The 17,270-nt window shown below is 68.5% G+C and carries 13 protein-coding genes; 10 read left to right on the top strand and 3 right to left on the bottom strand.

Annotation, left to right across the window (positions count from 1 at the left end; all coding sequences use genetic code 11):
* Window positions 1–87: 87 nt before the first annotated feature.
* From ACCD06_RS03735 to ACCD06_RS03725, 3 genes are all read left to right on the top strand, one after another.
* Window positions 88–705 (top strand): TetR/AcrR family transcriptional regulator, encoded by a 618-nt coding sequence (locus tag ACCD06_RS03735; RefSeq protein WP_109074230.1) that lies wholly within the window; start codon window positions 88–90, stop codon window positions 703–705.
* Between the two features lie 185 nt (window positions 706–890).
* Complete coding sequence (locus tag ACCD06_RS03730) at window positions 891–2,252, top strand: methyl-accepting chemotaxis protein (RefSeq protein ID WP_413338893.1); 1,362 nt, start codon at window positions 891–893, stop codon at window positions 2,250–2,252.
* A 101-nt stretch (window positions 2,253–2,353) separates the two neighbouring features.
* Window positions 2,354–3,436 carry an AbrB family transcriptional regulator gene (locus tag ACCD06_RS03725; RefSeq protein ID WP_199231883.1) on the top strand — a complete coding sequence of 361 codons (1,083 nt, stop codon included), beginning with the start codon at window positions 2,354–2,356 and terminating at the stop codon, window positions 3,434–3,436.
* Here ACCD06_RS03725 and ACCD06_RS03720 read toward each other — a convergent pair.
* Complete coding sequence (locus ACCD06_RS03720; RefSeq protein WP_413338891.1) at window positions 3,427–5,829, bottom strand: PAS domain S-box protein; 2,403 nt, start codon at window positions 5,827–5,829, stop codon at window positions 3,427–3,429. The genes ACCD06_RS03725 and ACCD06_RS03720 overlap by 10 nt on opposite strands.
* A gap of 219 nt (window positions 5,830–6,048) precedes the next feature.
* On the opposite strand from ACCD06_RS03720, the gene ACCD06_RS03715 reads away from it, so the two are divergent.
* The 6 genes from ACCD06_RS03715 to ACCD06_RS03690 all read left to right on the top strand — a co-directional run bounded on the left by ACCD06_RS03715 (window position 6,049) and on the right by ACCD06_RS03690 (window position 14,046).
* Window positions 6,049–7,206, top strand: coding sequence for a trans-sulfuration enzyme family protein (locus ACCD06_RS03715; RefSeq protein WP_413338889.1), 1,158 nt, complete (start codon window positions 6,049–6,051; stop codon window positions 7,204–7,206).
* Window positions 7,207–7,364: 158 nt separating this feature from the next.
* A complete protein-coding gene (locus tag ACCD06_RS03710) occupies window positions 7,365–8,639 on the top strand; it encodes an imelysin family protein (protein ID WP_413338887.1) in 1,275 nt (424 codons plus the stop codon).
* A 142-nt stretch (window positions 8,640–8,781) separates the two neighbouring features.
* On the top strand, window positions 8,782–10,266 hold the full coding sequence (locus ACCD06_RS03705) for a multicopper oxidase family protein (RefSeq protein ID WP_413338885.1): 1,485 nt from the start codon (window positions 8,782–8,784) through the stop codon (window positions 10,264–10,266).
* 199 nt (window positions 10,267–10,465) lie between these two features.
* Entirely contained in the window at window positions 10,466–11,731 is a 1,266-nt protein-coding gene (locus tag ACCD06_RS03700; protein WP_413338884.1) for a di-heme oxidoredictase family protein, read from the top strand.
* Window positions 11,732–11,782: 51 nt separating this feature from the next.
* Window positions 11,783–12,898 carry an imelysin family protein gene (locus tag ACCD06_RS03695; RefSeq protein WP_413338882.1) on the top strand — a complete coding sequence of 372 codons (1,116 nt, stop codon included), beginning with the start codon at window positions 11,783–11,785 and terminating at the stop codon, window positions 12,896–12,898.
* A 2-nt stretch (window positions 12,899–12,900) separates the two neighbouring features.
* Window positions 12,901–14,046, top strand: a complete 1,146-nt coding sequence (locus ACCD06_RS03690) for a DUF1513 domain-containing protein (protein ID WP_413338880.1) — start codon at window positions 12,901–12,903, stop codon at window positions 14,044–14,046.
* Window positions 14,047–14,185: 139 nt separating this feature from the next.
* On the opposite strand, the gene fghA is transcribed toward ACCD06_RS03690, so the two are convergent.
* Together fghA and ACCD06_RS03680 are read right to left on the bottom strand one after the other, a co-directional pair.
* The gene (gene fghA / locus ACCD06_RS03685; RefSeq protein ID WP_413338878.1) at window positions 14,186–15,037 is read right to left on the bottom strand and encodes an S-formylglutathione hydrolase; all 852 of its coding nucleotides are present in this window, start codon (window positions 15,035–15,037) and stop codon (window positions 14,186–14,188) included.
* A 71-nt stretch (window positions 15,038–15,108) separates the two neighbouring features.
* On the bottom strand, window positions 15,109–16,227 hold the full coding sequence (locus ACCD06_RS03680; protein ID WP_109074201.1) for an S-(hydroxymethyl)glutathione dehydrogenase/class III alcohol dehydrogenase: 1,119 nt from the start codon (window positions 16,225–16,227) through the stop codon (window positions 15,109–15,111).
* 135 nt (window positions 16,228–16,362) lie between these two features.
* Between ACCD06_RS03680 and ACCD06_RS03675 the strand changes: the two genes are divergently transcribed.
* On the top strand, window positions 16,363–17,262 hold the full coding sequence (locus ACCD06_RS03675; protein ID WP_109074200.1) for a LysR family transcriptional regulator: 900 nt from the start codon (window positions 16,363–16,365) through the stop codon (window positions 17,260–17,262).
* The last annotated feature ends 8 nt before the right edge of the window (window positions 17,263–17,270 follow it).

Raw genomic sequence — 17,270 nt, 5'->3', positions numbered from 1 at the left:
TGAACGCTGCCGCTGGACATAGGCACCGGCAAGTGAGAAAGCGATGGGCAGGAACGCAGGACAATGATTGAAGGGAGCCAACGCCGCATGTCGGAGTCGCCATGGAAGACCGCCGCCGACCGCCGCAGCGAGCGCGAGGAAAAGCGGATCGCCGTGCTGCGAACCGCGGCGCAGGCGTTCAACGAGCTTGGCTATCACGCCACCTCGCTGGACGATATCGCCCGACGGCTGAACGTCACCAAGCCGACGATCTATTACTATGTGAAGAACAAGGAGGAGATCCTGTTCGAGTGCGTGCGGATCGGGCTGGAACTGCTCGACAGCGCATCGAGCGAAGTGATCGGCCATGGCGGCAGTGCCTATGACGAGCTGGTGGCGGTGATGACCACCTATGTCGGCATCGTCACCATGGATTTCGGCATGTGCGTGATCCGTGTCGGCGAGGAGCCGCTGACCGAGGAGAGCCGCCGCACCCTGCGCGGCCTGAAGCGCCGCATCGACCTGAAATTCCGCAGCCTGATCGAGCGCGGCATCGCCGAGGGCAGCATCGCCCCCTGCGATCCGAAGATCGCCGCCTTCACCCTGTCGGGCGCGCTCAGCTGGGTTGCGCGCTGGTACCGTCCCGACGGTGACCTGGACCCGGCGGAGATTTCCCGCCAGTCCATCGCCCTTCTGCTGAACGGCCTGCGCCCGCGCCCCGCATGATAGGCCGAAGGTGCGCGGGCTCATGGCTCGTCGCCCTTTTATGATCGGCCGCTGCACTCTTTCTTAGACATATGGGAGTATGATGAAAATGAGGGCGTCAGACGCCCTCGGCGGGCGATCCAGAAGACGTTTCGTAACGTAGAACGATCCTTGAGAGGCACCTGAACCGAGGATCGTCCAAAATCATGACCGTCGAGCTGACAGATTCGCAGACGAAGCGACTTTCCACCTTCTCCATCACCAATGACGATCTGGCCCGGCTTCGGGGCAACCGCGAATTTGCGGAACGGCGGCTTCCCGCGCTTCTGAATGAATGGCACCGGCATTTCGACGCCTGGCCGGAAATCCAGGCGGCGTTGAAGCGTCCCGACGTGCACGCCGCCCGGCTGGACCACTGGACGCGGGCCGCGTCCGGGCGGATCGATGCCGAGTTCGCCGACTCCGCGAAGCGGCTCGCGACCCTGTTCTATCGGAACGGCGTTCCGGCCTATGCGGTGTCGATCTGCCATTACGTCGTCAGTTCCAACATCGCCCGCGAGCTTGGCCTAACCGGTGGCGACGACGGTCTGGCCGCCAACCTGTTCGGCGCCGCCGCCCGCCGCACCCGCGCCGCCCAGTTGGAAACGCTGAACAAGATCGCGTGGTTCGATATCGAGCTGCTTCTGGAAACCTATCGCGAGGCGGAGGAGGAGAGCAAGCGCGCCACGCTCGACCGGCTCGCCGGCACGTTCGAGGACAGCGTGAAAGGCATCGTGGAGGGCACGGTCGCCGCCTCCAACCAGATGCAGGCCCATGCCCAGCGCATGTCGGAAATCGCCACCAGCACCAGCCGCCGTTCCTCCGACGTGGCGTCGGAAACCGAAGTCACCTCGTCCAGCATGCAGACGGTGGCCGCGGCGACCGAACAGCTCTCGATCTCCATCTCCGACATCAGCCGCCACGTCACCGAATCGTCCCGCATCTCTTCCTCCGCCGTCGACGAGGCGGAGCGGACGAAGAGCACCGTCAGCGGGTTGGTCGAGGAGGCCAAGCGCATCGGCGACGTGGTCAAGCTGATCAGCAACATCGCCAGCCAGACAAATCTCCTGGCCCTGAACGCCACCATCGAGGCGGCGCGGGCCGGCGAGGCGGGCAAGGGCTTCGCCGTCGTCGCCAACGAGGTGAAGCACCTCGCCAACCAGACCGCCAAGGCGACGGAGGACATCTCCAGCCAGATCGCCGGCATGCAGAGCGCCGCCGGCAATGCCGCCGAGGCCATTCACGCGGTCGGCCGCACCATCACCCACATCAACGAGATCGTCACCACCGTCGCCGCCACGGTGGAACAGCAGACCGCCGCGACCCAGGAAATCACCCGGAACGTGCAGGAGGTCGCGGTCGGCACCCGCCGGGTCACCGACTCCATCGGTCAGGTGACGCAATCCTCGTCGGAGACCGGCGGAATCGCGCAGGAGGTGCTGGCCGCCGCCGGTCTGCTGCACCGGCAGGCGGACGACCTGAACCGCGGCGTCGGCGATTTCCTGACCCGCATCCGCACCGCCCGCTGATCCGCCGCGCATGGCTGCCGCGCCCGTTCGCCTGCTGGACGGGGAAGGCCGGCGGCAGGCAGCATGCCGGTGAGGCAAATCATTCGCACAGGTAAGAGTTCGTGGTCGGGACAAGGGACGGGTCGGAAGGGGGCTGGCCGAAGCTCCGCGCGCGGACGGTGGCGCAATGGGCGGGCCTGCTCGCTCTGTCGGCGGCGGTGACGTTGGGATTGGAAGCGGTCGGGCTGCCGGCGGCCTGGCTGATCGGGCCGATGATCGGGGCCATCGCGCTCGGTGTCGGCGGAGCCTCCATCCGGGTGCCGCCTTCGGGCTTCACCATGGCGCAGGCGATCATCGGCTGCCTCGTTGCCCATGCCGTCACCTCGTCGATCCTGCTGTCCATCGCGCGGAACTGGCCGCTGATGCTGGGAACCGTCGGGCTGACGGTGCTGGTCAGCGGCATCGTCGGCTGGCTGTTCGTCCGCTACGGCAGCCTGCCCGGAACCACCGCGGCCTGGGGCGTGTCGCCGGGTGCAGCCGCCGCCATGGTCGCCATGGCCGGGGAATACGGGGCGGATGCGCGGCTGGTGGCGGTGATGCAGTATCTGCGCGTGGTGCTGGTGGTGCTCAGCGCCTCGCTGGTCACACACGCGCTGACCGCCGCCCCGGACGGCGGCGCCCTGCCGGTGGCGCCGGTGGAGGCGTTGGACCTGCGCGGGCTGGCGGCGACGCTGCTGGTCGCGGGTGTGGGCGGCTGGATCGGGCAGCGCTTCCGCATTCCCTCGGGCGCGCTTCTGGTGCCGATGGTGCTGGGCGCGCTGGTCCAGGCCGGCGCCGGTGTGACCCTGCAACTGCCGCACCTGCTGCTGACCGTCACCTACACCGTCATCGGTTGGAGCATCGGCCTGCGCTTCACCCGCGAGGTGCTGCGCCACGCGATGCGCGCCGTGCCGCAGATGCTGCTGTCGACCGGGCTGATGATCGCGCTGTGCAGCCTGTCGGCCTGGGTGCTGGTCACGCTGCTGCCGACCGATCCGCTGACCGCCTTCCTCGCCACCAGCCCGGGCGGGCTCGATTCCGTGGTGGTGATCGCGCTGGGAACCGGGGTGGATTTGCCGCTGGTGCTGGCGCTGCAGACTTTGCGGCTGTTCGTGGTGGTGCTGTCCGGCCCGCCGCTGGCCCGGCTGATCGCCCGTTACGCCTGAATCCTGTAGGGTCCGCCGTCTTCGAGCGTGCCCAGTTCGCCTTCGATGGCGGCGGCCAGATCCTCGATGCGATAGGGCTTTGCCAGCACGCGGAAGCCGTCCATGCCGCCGACACCCTCGGCATAGCCGGTGGTCAGCACGACCGGCAGGCCGGCGCGCAGCTTCTGCGCCTCCCGCGCCAGTTCCACGCCATTGACGGGACCCGGCATCACCACGTCGGTGCAAAGCAGATCCACGGCTTCCCCGTTGCGCAGGCGTTCCAGCGCCTCCCGCCCGGTCGCGGCATGGGCGACGGCATAGCCCATGTCGGTCAGCGCCGCAGTCACCACCGACGCCACCACCAGATCGTCCTCCACCAGCAGGATGCGGACACCGTGTCCGGGTGAGACCGTGCGCTCGGCAACGATGCCGGGTTCGATGGCGACCTGCTGTGCGCGCGGAAGCAGCAGGGTGACGACCGTCCCCTCTCCTGGCCGGCTTTCCACCGATGCCGTGCCGCCCGACTGGCGGGCGAAGCCATAGACCTGCGACAGGCCGAGCCCGGTTCCCTTGCCCACCTCCTTGGTGGTGAAGAAGGGCTCGAAGACCCGGGCGGCGATGTCGGGCGGCATGCCGGTCCCGGTGTCGGACACGCGGATGCGGACATAGTCGCCGGACAGCCCGTCCGGCGTGCGCTCTTTCAACGTCACGTTCGCCGCGGAAACGATCAGGCGGCCACCGCCCGGCATGGCGTCGCGCGCATTGACCGCGAGGTTGAGCACGGCGAGTTCGAACTGGACCGGATCGGCTTCGGCGCCCCACAGGCCGGGCGCCAGCTCCATCGACACATGGATATCGGCGCGCAAGGCGCGTTCCAGCAGTCCGTTCATGCCCAGCAGCCGGTTGCGCAGGTCGAACGGCTCGGGGCGCAGGCTCTGCTTGCGGGCGAAGGCCATCAACTGCTGGACCAGACGCGCGCCGCGGTCCACCGCCTGCCGTCCGGCGTCGAGCAACTGCGGAATGCCGGGCTGCCCGCCGGCGCGTCGGCCGATCATCTGCAGACAGCCGGACACCGCCTGCAACAGGTTGTTGAAATCATGGGCAATGCCGCCGGTCAGCTGGCCGATGGCCTCCATCTTCTGGCTCTGGCGCAGTAGGTCGCGGGCATGCTCCAACTCGGCATCGCGTTCCCGTTCCGCGGTGACGTCGCGCGCGACGCAGTAGAGATACCCCTCCACCGGGACCGCGGTCCAGGACAGCCAGCGATGGCCGCCGTCCTTGCAGCGGAAGCGGTTCTCGAATCGCAGCGTGGTCTCGCCCTGCGCCAGCCGCATCAATTCCGCCGCCGTGCGGTTCTGGTCGTCGGGATGCTCCATCCACTGGGTGCGGCGGCCGACGATCTCCTCCTCCTCCCAGCCGAGCGTGCGGGTCCAGGCCGGATTGACGCTGAGAATCGCGCCGGTCCGGTCGGCCACGCACAGCAGGTCCTGCGATACCGTCCAGATGCGGTCGCGCTCGCGGGTGCGCTGGGACACCCGCTCTTCCAGATCGCCGTTCAGGCGGCGAAGCGCAATCTCGGCCCGCTTCAGGTCGGTGATGTCGTGCAGGGTTCCGACCAGCCGGGCCGGCCGGCCATCGGCATCGGATTCGAAGCTGGCCCGCCGGGCGATCCAGCGCTCCTCCCCGTTGTCGGCGCGGCGGATCCGGTATTCGGCGAACAGTTGTGGCGCCTCATCGACGCTGCGCAGAGTATCGGCCACCATCCAGCGGTCGTCCGCATGAACCAGATCGCGGAACTGCGAGGACGGCGCCGACCTCATGGGCGGCAGCCCCCACAGGGCGAAGAACATGTCCGATCCTTCGATCCGTTCCGTGGCGAGATCCAGTTCGAAGCCCCCGACCTGCCCGGCCTCCTGGGTGCGGCGAAGGCGGGCCTCGCTCCGTTCGGTCGCCTGCATCGCCTTCACGCGATCCGTCGTCTCGATGACGGTGCACAGCACGCCGGCCACCCGTCCGGATTCGTCCGGCACCGGGCTGTAGAACAGGTCGCACCACACCTCCTCCGCCGGGCCGTTGCGCTCCAGCATGAAGAGATGCCCGGTGTGGGTCTGCACCTCTCCCCGGAAGCCCTTTTCCAGAATCCGGCGGTTCCAGTCCCAGATCTCCGGCCAAATGCCCGGCACGGTGCCGCCCAGCGCCTGCGGATGCTTTCCACCGGCGATCAGGGCGTAACCGTCATTGTAGATCATCCGGTGTTCCGGACCCCACATCAGCACCATCGGGATCGGAGAATGGACGATCAGGTCGACGATCGTTCTCAGGCTGCCGGCCCAACTCTCGATAGGTCCGAGGCATGTGTTCGACCAATCGAAATCGGCAACGAGGGAGCCGACGACGCTGTCCCGCAACGACAAGTGTTGTCCGGTGCCGATGTCGCTGGGGGGCAAAGCTCTTCTCCGTCAGGGCGTCCCGATGCGACGTCTTCGTTTAGATACGTTTTTCGGCTATTCCGTTCAATTGGCCGCTTGGCTAGGCCGATAGCCTGCCGGCTATCTGCTGGGACGTTGCGCCCGTGTGACCGGTGGACGTATCCTTGACGCCCCCTTCACGCCCGATCCCGGAGTGCCGCGGCAATGACCGACCGTCCCCACCGTCCCGAAACCATCGCTGCCGGCGCCCTGGGCTTTGAGGACGCGGCGAGCGGCGCGGTCATTCCGCCGATCCACCCGTCCACCACCTATGTCCGCGATCCCGACAACGGCTATGGCCGCGGCCGGGTCTATGCCCGCGCCGACAACCCCACCTTCGACATTCCGTCGCGGACGATCACCGAACTGGAAAAGGGCGCGGACACGCTGCTGTTCGCCTCCGGCATGGCGGCGGCGACCGCCGTGTTCCAGGCGTTGGATCCGGGCGACCATGTGCTGGTGCCCGACGTGATGTACTGGGCCTTCCGCAACTGGGTGCATGGACCCGCCACCCGCTGGGGGCTGAAGGTCGAAGGGGTGGACACCAGCGACACCGATGCGGTGCGCGCCGCACTCCGTCCCGGCCAGACGCGGCTGGTCTGGGTCGAGACCCCGGCCAACCCGCTGTGGACCGTCACCGACATCGCCGCCGTCGCCGAACTGGCGCACGAGGCCGGGGCGTGGCTGGCGGTGGACAGCACGGTCGCCACGCCGGTGCTGACCCGGCCGATCGAGTTGGGTGCCGACATCGTCATGCATTCGGCGACCAAATACCTGAACGGCCATTCGGACATCGTCGCCGGCACCCTGACCGCCGCCCGCAAGGACGAGTTCTGGGCCCGCATCAAGGCGGTACAGACCCAGCAGGGCGGCATCCTCGGCAGCTTCGAGGCATGGCTTCTGCAACGCGGCCTGCGCACCCTGTTCGCCCGCGTCCGCTGGCAGAGCGCTGCGGCGATGTCGCTGGCGGAGCGGCTGACGGCCCATCCGCGGGTGGCGGAGGTGCTCTATCCCGGCCTGCCCGGCTTCCACGGCCACGGCATCGCCTCCCGCCAGATGACCGGCGGCTATGGCGGTATGCTGTCCATCCGGGTGAAGGGCGGCACCCAGGCCGCCATCGACACCGCCGCCCACGTCGGCATCTGGCGTCGCGCCACCTCGCTCGGCGGGGTGGAGAGCCTGATCGAGCATCGCGCCAGCATCGAAGGCCCGACCTCCCCCGTGCCGGGCGACCTGCTGCGCCTGTCGGTCGGCCTGGAGTCGCCCGAAGACCTTTACGACGACCTGGATCAGGCGCTCGGCCAATCACTCGGCCAGGGCTGAGCGGCGGGGACAGATCGACGCGGCACCGGCGGCATGCGCTTTTCCGAGTACCCCCAACGCGGATAGGGCTTGACAGTGAGAATGATTCGCGACGTTATTCGCTGAGAATAAGTCGCACTTGCTGTCAAACACCGACCCCGACGTTCGAGGAGACCTCCATGTCGAAGCGCGCTGCCGGCTTCGCCGCCGTAGCCGTCGTTGCCCTGCTGCCGTTCGCCGCCCAGGCGGCCGGACCGGCCTACAAGGACGTGGCGAAAAACTACGCCGACATCGCCCATGCCGCCTATCAGGACGCCACCAACGGCGCCAAGGCGCTGAAGAAGGCGGTGGACGCCCTGGTCGCCAACCCGACCGAGGAGACGCTGGCGAAGGCGCGCGAGGCCTGGAAGGCCGCCCGCGTTCCGTACATGCAGACCGAAGCCTTCCGCTTCGGCAATCCCGTCGTCGACGAGTGGGAAGGCAAGGTGAATGCCTGGCCGCTGGACGAGGGCCTGATCGACTATGTCGACGAGGGCTATGCCGGCGGCGAGAGCAACCCCTACGCCAAGGCGAACGTTATCGCCAACCCGAAGATCACGGCCGGCGGCAAGACCATCGACGCCACCAGGATCACCAAGGAGCTGCTGGCCGACAAGCTGCACGAGGCCGGCAAGGTCGAGGCGAACGTCGCCACCGGCTATCACGCCATCGAGTTCCTGCTGTGGGGCCAGGATCTGCACGGCACCGGTCCGGGTGCTGGCGAGCGCAAGGCGACCGACTATGCCAAGGGCAAGGACTGCACCAACGGCCACTGTGACCGCCGCGCGCAGTATCTGAAGGTCGCCACCCAGATGCTGGTCGACGATCTGTCCGAGATGACCGCCAATTGGGCGGCCAAGGGCAAGGCCCGCGTCTCCATCGCCAAGGCGCCGGAGGGCGAGGGCGTCGCCCGCATGCTGACCGGCCTCGGCTCGTTGAGCTATGGCGAACTGGCCGGCGAGCGCATGAAGCTCGGCCTGATGCTGCACGATCCGGAGGAGGAGCATGACTGCTTCTCCGACAACACCCACAACTCGCACTATTACGACGAAGTCGGCATGGTGAACGTCTACAACGGCAGCTACAAGCGCACCGACGGCAAGACCGTGTCGGGCGCCTCGCTGTCGCAGCTGGTCGCCGCCAAGTCCGCCGACGCCGACGCCGCGGTGAAGACCGCCCTGGGCAACACCATGAAGGCGATGCAGGCGATCAAGGACACCGCCGACAGCGGCAAGATGGCCTACGACCAGATGATCGCCGCCGACAACGACGAGGGCAACAAGCTGGTGTCCGCCGGCATCGACGGCCTCGTCGCCCAGAAGAAGGCTCTGGAAGGCGCCGTCGCCGCACTCGGCGTCTCGGTCGACGTCAAGGGGTCCGACAGCCTCGACGAACCGTCGAAGGTCGGCAAGTAAGCACGCCTACCCCGGCTCCGGTCTCGCTTCCGTCCCGCGCATGACCGAACCACCCGCGCTTCCCTTCCGGGCCGATCCGGCGAGGGACGGAGGCGGGACCGGAGCCGGCACTTTTCCCGCCTGAAGTTTTTGGACCGCCGTCATGCCGCATCGTCCCGCCGTTCCGCTGTCCCGCCGCGCCCTCCTGCGTGCCGGAGGTGCCGCCGTCGCGGCGACGGCACTTGGCGGGACCGGATTGAAGGCTCCCGATGCCGGCGCGCTGAAGCCCGGCCTTGCCGGCCCGGCGCCCGTCACCTCGGCCGGCGATCTGGTCGAGGTCGAATTGGTCGCCAAACAGCGGATGCAGCGCATCCTGCCTGAACCGGCGGAACCGTCGCCGCTTATCACCTATGCCGACCACTTCCCCGGCCCGATCATCCGCATGCGCAAGGGCCAGCGGCTGCGTGCCACGCTGGTGAACGAGCTGGACGAGCACACCTCCATCCACTGGCACGGCATCCGCCTGCCGAACCTGGAAGACGGCGTGCCCTACCTGACCCAGCCGCCGACCAAGCCGGGTGAGCGCCATGTCTACGAGTTCACGCCGCCGGATGCCGGGTCCTTCTTCTTCCATCCCCATTGCAACACGGTGGAGCTGCTGGGCCGCGGCCTTGCCGGCGTCCTGATCGTCGAGGAGCCGGACGCGCCCAAATTCGACGCGGACCTCGTCTGTCTGGTCAAGGACTGGCAACTGGACAAGACCGGCAAGTTCGGCACCTTCATGACCGACCGCGGCGCCTCGCGCGCCGGCACCTTCGGCAGTGTGTCCACCGTCAACGGCGCCATCGATCCGGTGATCGAGGTGCCCACCAACGGCGACATCCGCGCCCGCCTCTACAACATCGACAACACCCGCGTGGTCGATCTGCGGGTGGAGGGTGCCGAGGCCTGGATCATCGCCGTCGACGGCAACCCGCTGCCGCCCCGCCCGCTGGACGGCTGGCCGATGGGGCCGGCGATGCGCATCGACGTGCTGTTCCGCGCCCCGGCCAAGGCCGGCCAGACCCTGCGGCTTACCAACGTCTATTCGGCCGAGCCCCGGCCGCTCGCCACCTTCCGCGCCGTCGGTCCCGCCCGGCCGAACAAGCGCTTCAAGCCGCGCGCCCTGCCCGCGTCCGCCATTCCCGAGCCGGACCTGAAGGACGCGCCGATCATCCCGATGGCCTTCTCCGCCACCGCGGTGGCGCAGAGCTTCGACCCGGCGGTATTGCCCGGCCTGCCCTATGCCGACGCGCTGTGCCTGTCGGCGAAGACCTTCTGGGCGATCAACCAACAGAGCTGGCCGGAGAGCGGGCACGAACATCTGCCGCCGCCGCTGGTCACGCTGGAAAAGGGCCGCAGCTATATCTTCGAGCTGGCCAACCTGACGCCGCACCTGCACCCGATCCACATCCACGGCTACACCTTCAAGGTGCTGTCCTCCGACGGCCGACAGGTGGTGCCCCACCATGCCGACACGGTGCTGCTGGAACCGAAGGAACGGCTGCGCGTGGCGATCAAGGCCGACAATCCCGGCGACTGGATGTTCCACTGCCACATCATCGAACACCAGGACACCGGCATGATGGGATACATCCGCGTTGTTTGATTCACGACCTATGCACTTGAAATTCCCTCTCCCCCCCGGGGAGAGGGTCAGGGTGAGGGGGCAGCATGGGCGCCAGCCCATGCCAGGGGATTGCCAAGGGGCAGAATGCCCTTTGGCGGCGCGCGACAGCGCGCCGGCCCCCTCACCCTTCCCACCGCTTCGCGGCGGGCCCCTTCCCTCTCCCCGGGGGGGAGAGGGTATGTCGCTCCGCGTCGCGGTTGCCGCCGCCCTGCTCTTCCTCGTCGCCCCCACCGCCCAGGCCGCCGACAGCCTCGACAACCGCATCGGCGAGGCGCTTTTCCGCCGCATGTGGGTGGCCGCGCCCACCGCGACCCAGGCGGCGGACGGTCTCGGGCCGCTCTACAACGCCCGCTCCTGCGCCACCTGCCATCCGCGCGCCGGCGGCGGCCGGCCGCCCGATCCGGCGGTGGAGGGCGACCAGGGCGTCGGCTATGCGATCAAGCTGAACGCCGACCCGGTCTATGGCCGGCAGATCCAGTCCAACGCCACTCTCGGACAGGTGATCGAAGGCCGCCCCCGCGTCACCTACCGCGAGGAGGAGGTGCGCTTCCCTGACGGCGAGACCGTCCGCCTGCGTCATCCGACGCCGGTGGTCGAGGATCTCGGCTATGGCCCGTTGGCGGAGGCGACGGTGATGTCCGCCCGCGTGCCGCCGCGCGTCCATGGCATGGGCCTGCTCGACCGCATCCCGGCCGAAGCGATCGAGGCCGAAGCCGCGCGGCAGGCGGCGTCCGGCGGTCCCGTCGCCGGGCGGGTGAACCATGTGACGGTGGACGGCAAGCGGCAGGTCGGCCGCTTCGGCTGGAAGGCGATGCACCCCACGCTGGACCATCAGGATGCGGAAGCCTTCAGCCTCGACATCGGCATGTCGACCCCGGCCTATCGCGAGCCCTGGGGCGACTGCACCCCGGCGCAGACCGCCTGCCGCGAGGCACCGCACGGCGATTCCAAGCAGTTCGAGGGGCTGGAGATTCCCAGCACGATCATCGGACTGATCGATGGCTACCTGCGCGATTTGCCGCCCGACGGCAGTCTGGAAGCGCCGAAGGACAAGGCGGGGACCACGCTGTTCGCCGATACCGGCTGCGCCGCCTGCCACCGCCCGTCCTGGCGCACGGCGGAGGACCCGGCCCACCCGGCCCTCTCCAACCGCGCGATCTACCCGCACAGCGACATGCTTCTCCACGACCTCGGCCCCGGATTGGGAGACGAGCTGCCGATGGGCGAGGCGCGCGGATCGGACTGGCGAACCACGCCGCTGTGGGGCCTGAACCGGCTGGCGGCCAAGGACGGGCAACTGTCGCTCCTGCATGACGGGCGCGCCCGCAGCGTCACCGAAGCGATCCTGTGGCATGGAGGCGAGGCGGAAGGGGCGAAGGACCGCTTCATGGCCTTGGCGGGTGGGGAGCGGAATCGGCTGGTGCGTTATGTGCTGGGTTTGTAAAGGAAGGGCGGGGGCTTCGATCCACGCCAACGGCAGAAGGGATTTGAACGTATGCGACGCCGCATAGTGCTTGGACTGATGTCCGCCGCCGCCGCCGTGGCGGCTCTGCTGCCGCGGACCCCGGCCTTCGCCGCCCGCCAGTCCGACAAGGATGCCGCCTTCCTGGGTGGCATGGTCCGCACCCATGCCCTGCCGCGCTTCGACGCGCTGGTCGCCGCCGCCAATACCTATGTCGACACGCTCGACCGCTTCGCCGCCGGCCCCACCGCCGCCGGACTGGAGGAGGCGCGCGCGGCCCACACCAAAGTCACCGATGCCTGGGCATCCGTGCAGCATCTGCGCCCGGGCCCCCTCACCATGAATCTGCGCGCCGACCGCATGTCCTTCTGGCCGGAGCGGCCGGGCGTGGTCCAGCGCCAGATCGGCCAGATCCTGCGCGACCATGACCCCAAGCTGCTGCAGCCGGGCGCGCTCGCCCGCCAGAGCGCGGCTGTGCAGGGGCTGACCGTGCTGGAACGGCTGCTGTTCGACGAGGGCGTCACCGCGGACAATTTCACCGGCAGCGAGGCCAAGAAATACCGCGGGCAGCTGGCCGTCGCCGCCGCCCGCAACATCGCCGCCATCGCAACCGAAGCGCGCGACGGCTGGAAGGAGCTGGAGGCGCCGCTCGCCGCCGGGCAGCCGACCGTCCTCGGCCCGACTGCCTCGGAAGCGGTCAACACGCTCTATTCCGCCGCCATCACCGCCATGCAGGTGGTGATCGACCAGAAGCTGATGGCCCCGCTCGGCGGCGGCATCGAGGACGCCAAGCCGATGGTGGTGGAGGCGTTGCGCAGCGGCCGGTCGCTCCGCAACATCGCGCTGAACCTGGAGGGGCTGCGCGCCCTGCTGATGGGCGAGCATGGCGGGCTGGGCTTCGTCTCGCTGCTGCCGGCGAACGACGACGGCGCCACCGCCAAGCAGGCCATCGACGAGAGCTTCGCCGCCGCGATCAGCGCGGTGGAGGCGATCCCCGGTCCGCTGGACAAGGCGGTGACCGACCCCACTTCCCGCAAGAAGACGGAGAGCGCGCTGCGGCTGGTCAAGGCGGCGCGGGTGGAGATGCTGGGCACGCTGGCCCCGCTGCTGGACATCACGCTGGGATTCAACGAACTGGACGGAGACTGACCATGGCGATGGACCGCAGGAACATCCTGGGCGTGCTCGCCGGGCCAGTATTCGGTGGACGCGCAATGGGTGGGCGCATCGTCGGCGGACTGCTGGCCGTGCTGACCGGCAAGGCCCATGCGGCGGACGCCGGCACGCTCTACCTCAACGCCTATGCCACCGCCGGGGCGGAGCCGAGCTTCGGCGTCGCCGCGCTGGACCGCGTCGGCAAGGTGCTGTTCACCACCGTAACGCCCGGCCGCGCCCACGCCATCATGCCGCGTCCCGGCGTGGCCGAGGCGGTCGTCTTCGCCCGCCGGCCCGGCCGCTGGTTCCAGACCCTGTCGCTGGCCGACGGCACCCCCGGCCCGGTGGTGCGGGCGCCCGACGACCGCCGCTTCACCGGCCATGGCGATTATTCGGCCGACGGCCGCATCCTCTATGTCGCCGAGGACGACGTCCCGCGCGAGGAGGGCGCCATCGGCGTCTACGACGCCACCGACGGCTACCGCCGGATCGGCGTCATTCCGACCCATGGGCTGGGTCCGCACGAGTTGATCCTGATGCGCGACGGCTCGACCCTGGCCGTCGCCAACGGCGGCGTCATCACCCACCCCGACACCGGCCGGGCCAAGCTGAACCTCGACAGCATGGACAGCTCGCTGACCTATGTGGAGGCGGCGACCGGCAAGCTGCTCGACAAGGCCCGCCTGCCGGAGGAGCACGCCAATCTCGGCATCCGTCACATCGCCCTGCTGGACGACGGCGGGGTCGCCTTCGGTGTTCAGGACGAACGCCCCATCGGCATGCTGCAGCCCCTGACCGGCGCCCACCGTCCCGGCAGCGGCGCGGTCCGCCTGTTCGACGCACCGGAGGATGTGCTGTCACGCATGCAGGGCTACATCGGCAGCGTCGCGTCGGATGGCAAGACGGTGGCCGCCAGCTCGCCGTTGGGCGGGCTCATCGGGCTGTGGAACGCGGCGGACGGGGCGTGGCTCGGCTCCACCGCGCTGGCCGACAGCTGCGGTTTGGCTCCGAACGGCGAGGGCTATCTGGCGACCAGCGGGCTTGGCGTGATCGAGCCGGTGTCGGTCAGCGCCGAAGCGGGACCGGAGCGCAAGGCGCCGGCCTTCCGCTGGGACAACCACCTGACGCGGCGGGTCGCTTGAGGGGCTGAGTTAGACCCCCACCCCAACCCTCCCCCGCTGGGCGGGGAGGGGGCAAGTGCTTGTTCGGAATAGCAGCGGCAGTCCCTCCCCCGCCCAGCGGGGGAGGATAGGTGGGGGTCTAACTCCACCCAATCAGCCCCTACCCCACCAGCGCCGCCCAATGATGGCGCAAGTGATCCTCGATGAACGTGCTGATGAAGAAATAGCTGTGGTCGTAGCCCGGCTGCATGCGCAGCGTCACCGGGTGGCCGACCTCCTGCGCCGCCGCGACCAGCGCCTCCGGCTTCAGTTGTACTTCCAGGAAGCTGTCGCGGTCGCCCTGGTCGATCAGGATCGGCAGCCGCTCCGTCGCGGTCCTGATCAGCGCGCAGGCGTCCCATTCCATCCAGCGGTCGCGGTCCGGCCCCAGATAGCGCCCGAAGGCCTTTTCGCCCCAGGGCACCACCGCCGGGTTGACGATGGGGGCGAAGGCCGACACCGCCTTGTAGAAGCCGGGATGCTTCAGCGCGCAGACCAGCGCGCCATGCCCGCCCATCGAATGGCCGGCGATGGACCGGCGGTCGGTGACCGGGAAATTTTCCTCGATCAGTGCCGGCAACTCCCGCGTCACGTAGTCGTGCATGCGGTAGTTGCGCGCCCAGGGTTCCTCGGTCGCATCGACATAGAATCCGGCGCCCTGGCCGAAGTCCCAGGCGCCGTCGGGATCGCCGGGCACCCCCTCCCCGCGCGGGCTGGTGTCGGGGGCGACGATGGCGAGGCCAAGCTCCGCCGCGACGCGGAAGGCGCCGGCCTTCTGGGTGAAGTTCTCGTCGGTGCAGGTCAGGCCCGACAGCCAGTAGAAGACCGGAACGGTCGCGCCGGCCTCCACCTGCGGCGGCAGGAAGATCGCGAAGGTCATCTCGCAATTCACCGCCGCGGACTGGTGCCGCACCCGTTTCAGACGGCCGCCGAAGACACGGGTTTCCGACAGGGTGGTCAGGGGGTCGGTCATGGAAACGCCTTTTGAAAATCGATGGCGGCAAGGCTCCCTCCCCCAATATGGAGAAGGGAGCCCTCGTCACCTCACTGGTTGTACAGGATGACCGAGCGGATGCTCTTGCCCTCATGCATCAGGTCGAAGGCGTGGTTGATGTCCTCCAGACCCATGGTGTGGGTGATGAAGGTGTCCAGCTCGAACTCGCCGCGCAGATAGCGCTCCACATATTCCGGCAGCTCCGAACGGCCCTTGACGCCGCCGAAGGCGGAACCGCGCCAGACGCGGCCGGTGACCAGCTGGAACGGACGGGTGGAGATCTCCTCGCCGGCGCCGGCGACGCCGATGATGACCGACTCGCCCCAGCCCTTGTGGCAGCATTCCAGCGCGGCGCGCATCACCTTGACGTTGCCGATGCACTCGAAGCTGTAATCGACGCCGCCGTCGGTCAGTTCGACCAGCACTTCCTGGATCGGGCGGTCGTAGTCCATCGGGTTGATGACGTCGGTGGCGCCCAGCTGCTTGGCGATCTCGAACTTCGACGGGTTGATGTCGACGCCGATGATGCGGCTGGCCTTCGCCATGGTGGCGCCGATGATGGCCGACAGGCCGATGCCGCCGAGGCCGAAGACGGCGACGGTCGAGCCCGGCTCCACCTTCGCGGTGTTCATCACCGCACCCATGCCGGTGGTGACGCCGCAGCCCAGCAGGCAGACCTTCTCCAGCGGGGCGGCCTTGTTGATCTTGGCGAGCGCGATCTCCGGCAGCACCGTGTATTCGGAGAAGGTCGAGGTGCCCATGTAATGGGCGATCTGCTTGCCCTTGATGGAGAAGCGGCTGGTGCCGTCCGGCATCAGGCCCTTGCCCTGGGTGGCGCGGATCGCCTGGCACAGGTTGGTCTTGCCGGACAGGCAGAATTTGCACTTGCCGCATTCCGGCGTGTAGAGCGGGATGACGTGGTCGCCGACCGCCACGGACGTGACGCCGGGGCCGACCTCCACCACCACGCCGCCGCCCTCATGGCCGAGGATGCAGGGGAACACGCCTTCGGAATCCTTGCCGGACAGCGTGTAGGCGTCGGTGTGGCAAACGCCGGTGGCGACGATGCGGACCATCACCTCGCCGGCCTTGGGCGCCGCGACCTCGACTTCTTCGATCTCCAGCGGACGGTTGGCTTCCCAGGCGACGGCGGCGCGCGACAGAACCATGTGGGTTTCCTTCCCCAATGCGGATGGCTTTTTGATTCCTACAGTGTAAACGCCTCGGGTCATTGCCAAAATGGCGATTTCGGGAATAGATTTTTGCGGTACGGGGATAATGCTGCGGGTTCAGGGTGTAATTCGATGAGCGGCTGGGACGGCATCGACGAATTCGTGGCGGTGGCGGAGAGCGGCAGCTTCTCCCGCGCGGCGGAGCGGCTGCGCGTCTCCTCCTCCCATGTCAGCCGCAGCGTGGCGCGGCTGGAGGACCGGCTGCAGGCCCGCCTGTTCTACCGCACCACCCGCAAGGTCAGCCTGACCGAGAGCGGCCGGGCCTTCCTCGCCCGCTGCCAGCGGCTGGCGGAACAGCGCGACGACGCCTTTCTCGCGGTCGGCGCTCTGCAGGGCGGCAGCGCCAGCGAGGTGAAGGGGCTGCTGCGCATGACCAGCGCCACCGCCTATGGCGAGCAGTTCATCATGCCGCTGATCAACGACCTGATGGAGCGCCACCCGCAACTGAGCATCGAGGTGGAGTTGACCAACCGCCAGCTCGATCTGGTGCAGGAGGGGTACGATCTGGCGATCCGCCTCGGACGCCTCAGCGAATCGAGTCTGGTGGCGACGCGCATCGCCCCGCGCGTCATGCATCTGTGCGCCGCCCCGACCTATCTGGAGCGTCACGGCACGCCCGACAGCCTCGCGAGCCTCAGCAGCCACCAATGCCTGATCGGCACCACCGACCATTGGTTGTTCGACGACAACGGCCAGGACTGGCTGTTCCGCCCGCGCGGGCGCTGGCGCTGCAACAGCGGCTTCTCGGTGCTCGACGCGGCACTGCGCGGCTTCGGGCTGTGCCAGCTGCCGGACTATTACGTGCGCGGGCCGGTGGCGGAGGGGCGTCTGGTCTCCCTGCTGGACCGTCACCAGCCGCCCAACACGGCGGTGTGGGCGGTCTATCCGCAGAAGCGGCACGTGCCGGCGAAGGTGCATGCGGCCATCCGGCACCTGAAGGATGGGCTGGCGCGGCGGCCGGAGTATCGGTGAGCGGCTTG

The organism is Azospirillum sp. CT11-132 (genome assembly GCF_047302835.1).
In the GTDB taxonomy this organism is placed as follows: domain Bacteria; phylum Pseudomonadota; class Alphaproteobacteria; order Azospirillales; family Azospirillaceae; genus Azospirillum.
This window is presented reverse-complemented; position numbering and strand designations above follow the sequence as displayed.

What these genes read in the sequence shown, in the direction of transcription:
- ACCD06_RS03735 (WP_109074230.1), top strand. Translation starts at nt 88, where the DNA reads ATGTCGGAGTCGCCATGGAAGACCGCCGCCGACCGCCGCAGCGAGCGC.
- ACCD06_RS03730 (WP_413338893.1), top strand. Translation starts at nt 891, where the DNA reads ATGACCGTCGAGCTGACAGATTCGCAGACGAAGCGACTTTCCACCTTC.
- ACCD06_RS03715 (WP_413338889.1), top strand. Translation starts at nt 6,049, where the DNA reads ATGACCGACCGTCCCCACCGTCCCGAAACCATCGCTGCCGGCGCCCTG.
- ACCD06_RS03710 (WP_413338887.1), top strand. Translation starts at nt 7,365, where the DNA reads ATGTCGAAGCGCGCTGCCGGCTTCGCCGCCGTAGCCGTCGTTGCCCTG.
- ACCD06_RS03705 (WP_413338885.1), top strand. Translation starts at nt 8,782, where the DNA reads ATGCCGCATCGTCCCGCCGTTCCGCTGTCCCGCCGCGCCCTCCTGCGT.
- ACCD06_RS03700 (WP_413338884.1), top strand. Translation starts at nt 10,466, where the DNA reads ATGTCGCTCCGCGTCGCGGTTGCCGCCGCCCTGCTCTTCCTCGTCGCC.
- ACCD06_RS03695 (WP_413338882.1), top strand. Translation starts at nt 11,783, where the DNA reads ATGCGACGCCGCATAGTGCTTGGACTGATGTCCGCCGCCGCCGCCGTG.
- ACCD06_RS03690 (WP_413338880.1), top strand. Translation starts at nt 12,901, where the DNA reads ATGGCGATGGACCGCAGGAACATCCTGGGCGTGCTCGCCGGGCCAGTA.
- fghA (WP_413338878.1), bottom strand. Translation starts at nt 15,037, where the DNA reads ATGACCGACCCCCTGACCACCCTGTCGGAAACCCGTGTCTTCGGCGGC.
- ACCD06_RS03680 (WP_109074201.1), bottom strand. Translation starts at nt 16,227, where the DNA reads ATGGTTCTGTCGCGCGCCGCCGTCGCCTGGGAAGCCAACCGTCCGCTG.
- ACCD06_RS03675 (WP_109074200.1), top strand. Translation starts at nt 16,363, where the DNA reads ATGAGCGGCTGGGACGGCATCGACGAATTCGTGGCGGTGGCGGAGAGC.